General features: G+C 59.7%; 7 protein-coding genes and 1 pseudogene. 4 read left to right on the forward strand and 4 right to left on the reverse strand.

Annotated elements, in window-relative coordinates:
• Positions 1-48: 48 nt before the first annotated feature.
• From CUU80_RS09920 to rlmH, 4 genes are all read left to right on the forward strand, one after another.
• A complete protein-coding gene (locus tag CUU80_RS09920) occupies positions 49-960 on the forward strand; it encodes an FAD:protein FMN transferase (protein WP_100497174.1) in 912 nt (303 codons plus the stop codon).
• Between the two features lie 29 nt (positions 961-989).
• Positions 990-2,444, forward strand: a complete 1,455-nt coding sequence (locus CUU80_RS09925; RefSeq protein ID WP_100497175.1) for a ferric reductase-like transmembrane domain-containing protein — start codon at positions 990-992, stop codon at positions 2,442-2,444.
• Between the two features lie 140 nt (positions 2,445-2,584).
• Positions 2,585-3,226, forward strand: a complete 642-nt coding sequence (upp, locus tag CUU80_RS09930; RefSeq protein ID WP_100497176.1) for a uracil phosphoribosyltransferase — start codon at positions 2,585-2,587, stop codon at positions 3,224-3,226.
• Between the two features lie 386 nt (positions 3,227-3,612).
• Positions 3,613-4,092, forward strand: coding sequence for a 23S rRNA (pseudouridine(1915)-N(3))-methyltransferase RlmH (gene rlmH, locus CUU80_RS09935; RefSeq protein ID WP_100497187.1), 480 nt, complete (start codon positions 3,613-3,615; stop codon positions 4,090-4,092).
• A 226-nt stretch (positions 4,093-4,318) separates the two neighbouring features.
• Here rlmH and CUU80_RS09940 read toward each other — a convergent pair whose 3' ends face one another.
• The 4 genes and pseudogenes from CUU80_RS09940 to clpB all read right to left on the reverse strand — a co-directional run bounded on the left by CUU80_RS09940 (position 4,319) and on the right by clpB (position 10,114).
• Entirely contained in the window at positions 4,319-5,425 is a 1,107-nt protein-coding gene (locus CUU80_RS09940) for a glycerophosphodiester phosphodiesterase family protein (protein WP_100497177.1), read from the reverse strand.
• A 124-nt stretch (positions 5,426-5,549) separates the two neighbouring features.
• A complete protein-coding gene (locus CUU80_RS11060) occupies positions 5,550-6,614 on the reverse strand; it encodes a glutamate--tRNA ligase family protein (RefSeq protein ID WP_439329982.1) in 1,065 nt (354 codons plus the stop codon).
• Between the two features lie 243 nt (positions 6,615-6,857).
• A pseudogene (locus CUU80_RS11290) lies at positions 6,858-7,055 on the reverse strand (glutamate--tRNA ligase family protein); the annotation flags it as partial.
• Between the two features lie 389 nt (positions 7,056-7,444).
• Positions 7,445-10,114, reverse strand: coding sequence for an ATP-dependent chaperone ClpB (gene clpB / locus CUU80_RS09960; RefSeq protein ID WP_100497178.1), 2,670 nt, complete (start codon positions 10,112-10,114; stop codon positions 7,445-7,447).
• Positions 10,115-10,523: the final 409 nt, after the last annotated feature.

Raw genomic sequence — 10,523 nt, forward strand, 5'->3', positions numbered from 1 at the left:
CAGCATACGCAATCTACACAGCCCAACTCTGATTCAACAAATCCGCTCATGACAGTCATTCAAGCCCGGGTCATCCATGCAATGACCATTCCTTTCACGCTCCAACTGGCAAGCGACACCGCGAGCGCCGCACAGCTCGCCACCCTCATCGATACGGTAACGCCTCGCGTCGCCGACTTTCTGAGGCAGGTCGAGACCACCTTCTCTCCCTTCCGCAGTGACTCACAGGTCACGGCGGCCCGGCACGGCGACTGGTCGCCTCTGCTCGCCGACGCGTCGGACCATCATCTGCCACAATCCGCCGCTCAAGGCCAACGACCGTCACGGCACGCTGGAATTACCCTCGCGCCCGACGGCACCCGACGCACACAGTCGGCGTTTGCTGAAGTCTACGCCCTGATGGAACAGGCCAAGGGGCTCACTCATGGTCATTTCGATCCGATGCACGCCGGCGCATACGATCCGACCGGCATCGTCAAAGGCTGGGCTGTCGAACGCGCGCATGAACAGTTTCTGATGCCCCTCATCAAGTCGGGCCAATGCGACGCCGCGGCACTGGGCGGCGGCGGAGACATCCAGACCGCTGTGGCCGATACCAGTGATTTCACGTGGAACATCGGCGTGCAGGATCCCAGCAACCCGCACGGCACCGTGCGTACAGTCACCATGCGCAATGGCGGCATCGCCACTTCCGGCACAAGCCAACGCGGCGAGCACATCACTCGCAGTACACATGACCTCACCCAAGCCACAGTTATCGGCGATCATCTCACATTCGCGGATATGTGGGCCACCACCGCCATCAGCGCCGGAGAGCGGACATTCCGCGAACTCGTGGCCGCAAACCCTGCCGCTCAGAACGATCTCATGGCCGTGTTCATCCGTGCCGATGGCACGGTCAGCGAGCTGAAGCCGGGGCGCTCGACGCCCCCATCGACCAATCGACCCGCTCTCTCATAAGAATCAGCAGGAATCATCAGGAATCACTTATGAAACGTTTCACATCCAATATCGCCCTAGCTTGGGCAGTAGCGCTGTTCGTCATCCCCCTGCCGTTCCTGGTCGCACTGTCAACCGGATTGCCCGCACTGTACTCCGACACATTGTTCGGTGCCGAGCTCGGTGTTGTGGCGTACACCTGGATGCTGGCCGCCGTGTACTTGGCTTGCCGGCCACGCTGGGTGGACCGCACGGTGGGGTTGCCTCACATGTACATGATTCACGGCGTACTGGCCATATTGGCCATCGCACTTGCGTTCTTCCACCAAGCCCTGTTGCCCGGCGCCGGCGCGCTGATCGGTCTGACCGGGCACGCCGGCCTCTACCTGTTCACTGCGGTTGCAGTGTGGTCATTGGTGTTTATGGCCGGATGGCTCACCGCTCGCGTGCCTGCGTTGGCCACGATCAAGCGCTCGCTGGAGCGAGTGTTTCGCCATGAAATGAGCGTATGGCTGCATCGACTCAACATCGTGGCAATCGTGTTGATTGTGATCCATGTGCATGTCATCGACTACATCGCATCCATCAAGCCGTTCATTCTCTTGTTTGATGCTGCCACAATCGCCGTTTTCGCCTACTACCTGTGGAGTTCGGTGAACCGTCGAGCCTTCGCGTGGCGTGGCCGCGTGGCTTCAACGCGCCCTCTCGCCGATCGTGTGATCGAGCTGCGCGTAACGTTCGACGGACGCGACAACACCCAAATTCGCTGGAATCCCGGCGATTTCGCGTTTATCGCATTCCCCGACAAACGCGGCATGCACGAGTTCCACCCGTTCTCACTGACGAATTCCTATCCCGCATCCGGCAGCGTTGCATTCGCCGGCACTTCGGCCAGCACCAACACGTCGGTACATACCATCTCCACAGCGGACACCACCGTCACCCTGCCGCATCCTGACTCACCCACCATGGCGTTCGCCATTCGTGCGGACGGCGACTTCACCTCACGTATCGCTTCACTCAAACCCGGCGACGTCGTACGCATCGCGCCGCCGTATGGCCGTTATGCCGAATTCATCCGGGAACACGACAGTCATACGACCGACATCAGCCGAACGTTCGCTCAACAGGGTCACGGCTCCAGTACCCCCGGATCACGTACGCCTTTGGTACTGATCGGCGGCGGCATCGGCATCACACCGTTGCTCGGCGTGCTCTCCGCCTATGCGGACGGCAATCGCCCGGTCGATTTCCTGTATACCGTTCGTTCCGATCGCGACTTTATCTATCGTGACGAACTGGAGCAGTTTGGACGCACCACACCAGCCACACGTGTTCGTCTGCAAACCGGGCGGGCTGATGCGGCCGCGATCGCATCGATGATTCGTCCGGGTGCCGCTTATCTCATTGCCGGCCCTCAGCCGATGATGGAAGCCGTGCGCGACACCCTGCGCACACATGGCGTGGCTGCGGACGACATCTATTACGAACCGTTCTCAATGTAACGGACGACGAGACCGTCTCGCACGAATATGGCGTGCGCATTTCGCGCGAACGCAATGGCATACGCCCCTGCCCTACCGTCTAGCGATCAGACGCTATGCTGATTCGGCGGGTCGGCAATCATGGACTACGCTTAGGAAGCATGGAACTTCACGTATTGAATCACCCGCTGGTCGAGCACAAGCTCACCGTACTGCGCGACAAGAACACCTCCTCCGCCACCTTCCGTGAGCTCGTCTCCGAACTGGTCATGCTGGAGGCCTACGAAGCCACCCGCAATCTTGACGTGGTGGACAAGCCCATCGAAACCCCGGTCGCCCCGATGATCGGCAAGCACATCGCCGAGCCTCGCCCGATTATCGTGCCGGTGCTGCGTGCCGGACTGGGCATGCTCGACGGTATGACCAAGATGATTCCCTCCGCCGAAGTCGGCTTCCTTGGCATGAAGCGCGACGAGGAGCACCCGACCCAGCAGATCACCTATGCGAATCGTCTGCCGGACGACCTCACCGGCCGCCAGTGCTTCCTCATCGACCCGATGCTCGCCACCGGCGGCACTCTGGTCGCCGCCACCCATTACCTCGCCGAGCGCGGTGCCAAGGACGTTACGGCCGTATGCATCATCGCCGCCCCGGAAGGCATCAAGTTTGTCGAAGAGCATATCGACCCGTCCATCGACTTCAAGGTCGTGGTGTGCGCGGTCGATGAGAAGCTCAACGACAAGTGCTACATCGTGCCGGGATTGGGCGACGCCGGCGACCGCCTCTACGGAGTAATTGATTAACGGAGTGTCAGCTTCGTTGCCCCTCGGTCGACGCACCAGATGTGCGCCTTCCCTCGGTGCGCCTTGCTGCCACACGCGTTAATCAATTCCTCAGTTACTGGGAGATGTGCGCCTTCGGCTTCGAACGTCGGCCTCCGCACACATCAATCGATTCCGCTACGTAATTGATTGATGTAGCGTATCAGCTCCGTATACAAACGCCCCAATCGTCAGCGTACGTTATTCCAGATTAACTGCCGACTTGTCTGAAGGAACGTACGCTGACTGTGTCTCAGCGTACGTTCCTTCAGACGACAGTGTTTTTAGTCTGGAAAAACGTACGCTACGGCAACAGATACGGCCTCCTTTACCCTAATCATCTTTTCGACGACGATGAACTGATTACCATGCAAATTGACATTATTGCGCCGGGCCGTGTGAAAGAACGGTACCTGCGCGACGCCATCGACGAGTATTCCAAACGACTGTCCCGCTACTGCAAACTCAACATCGTCGAAGTGGCCGACGAAAAGACTCCGGACCATGCTTCCGAGGGCGTAGAGCGGCAAATCAAAGCCAAGGAAGGTGAGCGCATCGCCAAACATCTGCGCGACAACGCCTATGTGATTGCGCTGGCGATCGACGGCAAGCAACTTTCCAGCGAGGAACTGGCCGCAACAATCAACGATCTGGGATTGCGCGGCACCAGCCATATCCAGCTGGTGATCGGCGGATCGATCGGCCTCGACGATGCGATTCTGCGCCGGGCCGACTTCAAGCTGAGCTTCTCGAAAATGACCTTCCCGCATCAGCTTATGCGTGTGATTCTGTTGGAACAGATCTACCGCGCCTACAAAATCAACGCCGGCGAGCCGTATCACAAATAAGCCGCAAAGAAGCGGCATGACCCATCACTGTCCCCCGCCATGTCAATTCACATCAATTCAACCACGGTGCGGTAATTCCTGCATGGTGCGGCACCCCCACGGTGCGGCATTGCAAATCCGCGGCATACCGCCATTGCTCATTACCATACCGTGGAGGTTCCCCGCCCCACCCCGGTATGACGGGTGGGCGGGAACCAAGGAACCAAGTAACCGCACTGCAGCGCAGTTACTGCACGTCAGGCACGAACGCCTCAAAAATATGACGGTCGAAATAGCGGTCGCAGCGGGCAAGCTCGTCGGAGCTGCGCACCGTCCAAGAAACCGCGGTGGCACCCATCGAACGAGCCAAACGAACCTGCGGCAACGAGCCGCCCGTCCAGTCGTACGCCACAAAATCCGGGCGCGACAGCCAGTCGAAAGTCAGCAAACCGGCACCCCATTCCGCCGGACCGTTCTGCGCCAGCTTCGCCGGCCAGCTCAGCTGACCACGGCACACTTCAGGATGATGATCCTTGTACCAGTTCACCGCACCCGGATGGAACGACTCGATAACGTATGCGCCGTCGTACTCAGCCAACAGCGCATGGCCCTTCTCCATCAGCTCCTGCTCGCGCGCACCCCAAATGTGATTGTTGCTGAACTTGTATTCCACGATCAGCGGCGCACGCCCCGCCACCACTGCAAGCACATCGGAGAACAGCGGCACATGCTGATAGTAACCTTCAGGAGCAGCGGACGGCGTGACGACCAGCGGCGGCTGCGCCTCGGCGCCCGGCAGTGGCTTGGCCCTGAGATCACCGGACTTGCCGTCCGGGAACAGCGGGATACGCGTCAACTCGTCATAGGTCAGATCCTCGACGCGGCGCGGATCGCCGGCCACGCGCAGCAAATCGGCATCATGCACGACCACGACCTGCCCGTCAAGAGTCAGTTGCAAATCAAGTTCGATACCATAGCCGGCCTCACAGGCGGCGGCGAACGCGGCCAGCGAGTTCTCCGGGGCCAGCGGACCGGTCACATCAGCCGAACCATACCCGGCCTTCAGCGCCATCTGCCGCGCAAGCACCACGTATTCCTTGCTTTCGGACATCGACTCATACGTCATATCCGCCTGTGCGCTGACCGGATTATCACCTTCGTAATCCGCTACGTCATCGACTCCCACCAAACCCGAGCCGGCGTCATGCAAACCGCGGTGGGCAAACCAGACGTTCGGGATGGAGGGCACAAAATTACGACGCTTATCGTTGAACGTACGCGGGGCGACGGCCCATACGGCAGCGCCTGCGGCAACTACGCCGGCGAGCGCCGCATTCCTCAAGAATTTCGACATTACGATCCTTCCGTTGCGGTGGTATCAGATTACCGCCGCTCGCCTGTTCGAGGGGAGCGATGTCCCATGAATGTTCAGTGAATTCGCCCGGCCGTTTGTCTTCGCATCTCACGGCTTACCGCACTCACAGCGCTTCAGCAAGCCACTGCGGGGTGAGGGGATCAGACGGGTCAAGCATGCGGTCGCTGTGGTTGGCGGCAAGTGATTCCCAACTGAAATCGGCAGTAAGGTCGGCAGCACGGCACGGTTCGGGAGTCGGCCGGAGGCGCAGCAGCCACGCGCAATATCCGATGATCTGCTCCGAGGAGACGCCACGAGCACGCAACGCCCCCATGTCCAGCGAACGCTCACGCTTGGCCAACCGTCGTCCGGCCGCGTTGTCGATAAGCGGTAGATGCGCATAGGCGGGATGAGCTGGCGATTGCCGATGGGCGGCCGCACCACTCGCGTTTGCGTTTGCGGCGGTGTTTGCGCTCGCACTGGTGTTCATATTCGCATGTACGTATGTGTGTGCAGCGATATTCGGACATTGCCGTAAGTCCCGGCTCGCGGCGAACGGCCCTACCTGGTTGGCGCGACTTTCTTTCGAAAGAGACGATACGGTCTGGACGCCTGTGGATGGCATCGGATCTGGCGGCGCTGTGGCAGCACCTCCATATTCTGGCTGAAAACCGCCGGCAAGAAGGCAGCGACGGATCCACATTTGCAAAGCAGTGGAGCGTAGCAGGTCTCGGCCGCGTACGATGTCGTCCACTCCCATATCCAGATCGTCCACAACTACGACCAGCTGGTAGCCGAACAGTCCATCGGCCCGGCGGATTACCGAATCCCCCACCTCGCGCGGCAAATCGTAGCGTTGCGGACCATAGATGCGGTCGTTGAAATAAGCAACGGTTCCGGCAATTCCTTCATCAAGCGGGCTCCCGGCTTGCTCATCGGCTATTCTCGCGGCTTGCGTTTCGGCGGTGTCCTGATCAAATGCCACGCGCTCATTCGGCAGCTCTCCGCTTTCGGGCATGGCTATACGAATGGAATGCCGATCGCCGCGAGCCAGTCGCGCACGGACCTCATCGGGATGGTTGCGCAGCAGTCGGCGGCATGCGCCGGGGTACACCATGAAACCGTCTCCCTCGTTCGGCGCCGACGCGGCGCGGAGATCCGCCCGGGAGCAGAAGCAGGGATACAGCACGCTTTGCGATGCATCGCATGGCGGATTGCTGGCACAGGGCTCGGCATATGCCGAAGACGATTGTGAAACATCGGAGCCATCGGCGATATGTCCAGCCGAGCTAGCTGCAATTCGATGCGAAGAATGCGACGCAACGGTCTTGTCTTTCACGCTCCGCGCAATATGCGCAGCACGCAAGCAATCCATGGCGTATTCATAGCGTTCGGTACGCCGAGATTGGTACATCGGCGAAGATTCGTTATCCCAATCGAGTCCTAGCCAACGCAGGTCATCCATCATGAGCTGGTCGGCACCAGCAATGACGCGAGGCTTATCCACGTCTTCGATGCGCAACAGCATGCGTTCTCCGCGAGAGCGCGCGGACAGCCACGCCCCCAACATGGCGTAGACATTGCCGATATGCATACGCCCTGACGGCGTAGGCGCGAATCGTCCGGTCATGGGCTGTCCTTTTCCCGCAAAGCGTTTTCGAATCCCCGACCACAGTATTCATAGGCTCGTACCGGACCAACGTATTGAAGGGTGGGGGAATATACGTGCTATCTCGCTTGGCAGGGGTACATTTCGCGTTCTACAGACATCTATCTGCGTTGCAAGGGGTACTGCCCTAAGTATTACGGCGAAATAACGTTGAGATGATGACGCTGATAGATGAGATTCGGCGTCCGCAGTACCCCTTGCAACGCAGATAGATATTCTCACAACATGAAATGTACCCCTGCCAAACAAGATATCGTACAGAACATGAAAAATGGTGGCTGCGAATCATCGCAGCCACCATTTTTTTTGGGGGGCTTATGCCAACGTCACCACCAAGCTGTCACACGACCTCACTTGTCGGCCGTAACATCGTCCACATTCACATCCGGATCATCGCCGATGATCTGGTCGCTCGCCCAAGCGGAGAGCTCCAGATGCTCGCCACCAGTGTGATCCACCAGCACGGTGTCGCCGTCGTGGACCTTGCCGGCAAGCAGCATACGCGCCAGCTGGTCGCCGACCTCGGTCTGCACCAAGCGGCGCAGTGGACGAGCACCATAGGCCGGATCGTAGCCGGTGTTGGCCAGCCACTCGCGAGCCGAGTCGGTCACGTCGAGCGTGATGCGGCGATCCGTCAGACGCTGAGCCACGCCCTTGACCTGAATGTCCACAATACCTCCCAGTTCCTCGCGCGTAAGCGGGTGGAACATGACGATATCGTCCAGACGGTTCAGGAACTCAGGCTTGAAGTTCATATGGACCGCGTCCATCACAGCCTTCTTCTTGGCATCCGCGTCCATGTCTTCATTCACCAAGAACTGCGAGCCAAGGTTGGAGGTCATGATCAGAATCGTGTTCTTGAAGTCCACGGTACGGCCCTGACCATCGGTCAGGCGGCCATCATCAAGCACCTGCAGCAACACGTCGAAGATCTCGGGGTTGGCCTTCTCGACCTCGTCGAACAGCACCACGGAATACGGACGACGGCGCACGGCCTCGGTCAGCTGACCACCCTGCTCGTAGCCTACATAGCCCGGAGCCGCACCGATCAGACGAGACACGGACGCCTTCTCCATGTACTCGGACATGTCGATACGCACCATGGCCTTCTCGTCGTCGAACAGGAAGTCCGCGAGCGCCTTGGCCAGCTCGGTCTTGCCCACGCCGGTGGGACCCAAGAACAGGAACGAACCGGTCGGGCGGTTCGGGTCGGAGATGCCAGCACGCGAACGACGCACCGCATCAGACACGGCGGCGATAGCTTCCTTCTGCCCGATCACGCGCTTACCGAGGTAGTCCTCCATGTTGAGGAGCTTCTCGTTTTCGCCCTGCATCAGGCGACCCACGGGGATGCCGGTCCAGTCGGACACGATCTCTGCCACGGAGTCGGCATCCACACGGTCCGGGACCATCGGCTCGTTAGCCGGATCGGTGGAGCCTGCATCCTTGGACTCGGCGTCCGCGTTCTCGGCGGCGGCGAGTTCCTTCTGAATCGAAGGAATCTCACCATAGAGAATCTTGGAAGCTTCGGCCAAGTTGCCCTCACGAGTGAACTTGTCCGCCTGCACGCGCAGGTCATCGAGCTTGGCACGCAGATCGCCGACCTTGTTATGCCCAGCCTGTTCCGCATCCCAACGCGCCTTGAGGCCGCTGAGCTTCTCACGGGTATCCGCGAGTTCGGCCTGCAGCTTGCCCAAGCGCTCCTTGGACGCCGGATCCTCAGCCTTCTTGAGCTGCATTTCCTCCATCTCAAGACGGGTCACCTTGCGCTGAAGCTCATCAATTTCCTCCGGGGAGGAATCAAGCTCCATACGAAGGTGCGCTGCAGCCTCATCCACCAGATCAATGGCCTTATCAGGCAGCTGACGGCCGGAGATATACCGGTTGGACAGCGTTGCGGCGGCGACCAGCGCGTCATCACCAATCGTGACCTTGTGGTGCGCCTCGTAACGTTGCTTCAGACCACGCAGAATGGCGATCGTATCCTCCACAGACGGCTCGCCCACGTACACCTGCTGGAAACGACGCTCCAGCGCCGGATCCTTCTCGATGTTCTCGCGGTACTCGTCCAGCGTGGTCGCGCCGATCAGGCGCAGTTCGCCGCGGGCCAGCATAGGCTTCAACATGTTGCCGGCGTCCATCGAACCTTCGGCAGCGCCCGCGCCCACGATGGTGTGAATCTCATCGATGAACGTGATGATCTGGCCGTTGGCGTTCTTGATCTCGTTCAGGACGGCCTTCAAGCGCTCCTCGAATTCGCCACGGTACTTGGAACCGGCCACCATCGAACCCAAGTCAAGGCTGATGAGCTTCTTGCCTTGCAACGTAGTCGGCACATCGCCGGCCACGATACGCTGGGCCAGACCTTCGACGACTGCGGTCTTGCCTACACCAGGCTCACCGATCAGCACCGGGTTGTTCTTGGTACGACGCGAAAGGATCTGAATCACACGGCGAATCTCCTGATCGCGGCCGATCACCGGGTCAAGCTTGCCTTCCTTGGCGGCGGCAGTCAGGTCGGTGGAGTACTTCTCCAAAGCCTTGTATGAGCCTTCCGCATCCGGGCTGGTGACTTTCGCACCGCCGCGCACGCCGGGGACCGCCTTACGCAGGGCGGCGGCAGTCACGCCGTTCTTCTCCAGGATTTCAGCCGACTGATTCGGCTTGCTGGCCGCAATGCCGATGAGCAAGTGCTCGGTGGAGACGTATTCGTCGCCCATCTGCTGCATTTCCTTCTCAGCTTGGGCGATTGCAGCGGTCAACTGACGGCTGGCTTGCGGTTGCGAAGTGGTGGAGCCGGATGCGCTCGGCAACCCGACCAGCGCATTGCGCACAGCGGCACCGATGGCTTGCGCGTTGCCACCTGCGGCCTCAATCAGCGAGCGCACCACGCCGTTCTCTTGGCGCAGCAGCGCATCCATCACATGCAGGGTCTCAACCTGAGCGTTTCCAGCGGCGGACGCACTCTGAATCGCGTCGCCGACGGCCTCTTGGGCCATGGTGGTGAACTTCTGTTCCATGATATGTTCCTCCAAAGTCTTCTTGTATGCCGGTCTGCTCGGCGGCTGCGCGGCGGCTGCGATGATGCGGCGCACAGCTGAAGCACTGCGTACCGTCTACCGTACGGTCCGTGGATTGCACAGCTGAAGCCGCATCCCGCATGTCACGCCGCACGCCCGCAGGCAGGCATTCGTGTCATGTTCTGATTCGTTCAACCAACCCAGAGATCATTCTATTCCCAAAACTTGAGTGAAGGTGACTCAAGTTTCATATTCCCATGTCCACCTCCCCTCTCGCCCCCCCTCCCCCTTCCCTCCATCCTTTTATCTTCTTCGATCCCACGATGCCTTGCCTGATATCTTATGGCGGGCGCTGCTTTTTCCTAAAACAAGTTACAGATTTTAGTTTAAATTTCTGCACCTTAATACA

It is taken from the genome of Bifidobacterium scaligerum, from assembly GCF_002802865.1.
GTDB lineage: Bacteria > Actinomycetota > Actinomycetes > Actinomycetales > Bifidobacteriaceae > Bifidobacterium > Bifidobacterium scaligerum.

Coding starts and splice junctions, on each gene's coding strand:
- CUU80_RS09920 (WP_100497174.1), top strand. CDS start 49: ATGACAGTCATTCAAGCCCGGGTCATCCATGCAATGACCATTCCTTTC.
- CUU80_RS09925 (WP_100497175.1), top strand. CDS start 990: ATGAAACGTTTCACATCCAATATCGCCCTAGCTTGGGCAGTAGCGCTG.
- upp (WP_100497176.1), top strand. CDS start 2,585: ATGGAACTTCACGTATTGAATCACCCGCTGGTCGAGCACAAGCTCACC.
- rlmH (WP_100497187.1), top strand. CDS start 3,613: ATGCAAATTGACATTATTGCGCCGGGCCGTGTGAAAGAACGGTACCTG.
- CUU80_RS09940 (WP_100497177.1), bottom strand. CDS start 5,425: ATGTCGAAATTCTTGAGGAATGCGGCGCTCGCCGGCGTAGTTGCCGCA.
- clpB (WP_100497178.1), bottom strand. CDS start 10,114: ATGGAACAGAAGTTCACCACCATGGCCCAAGAGGCCGTCGGCGACGCG.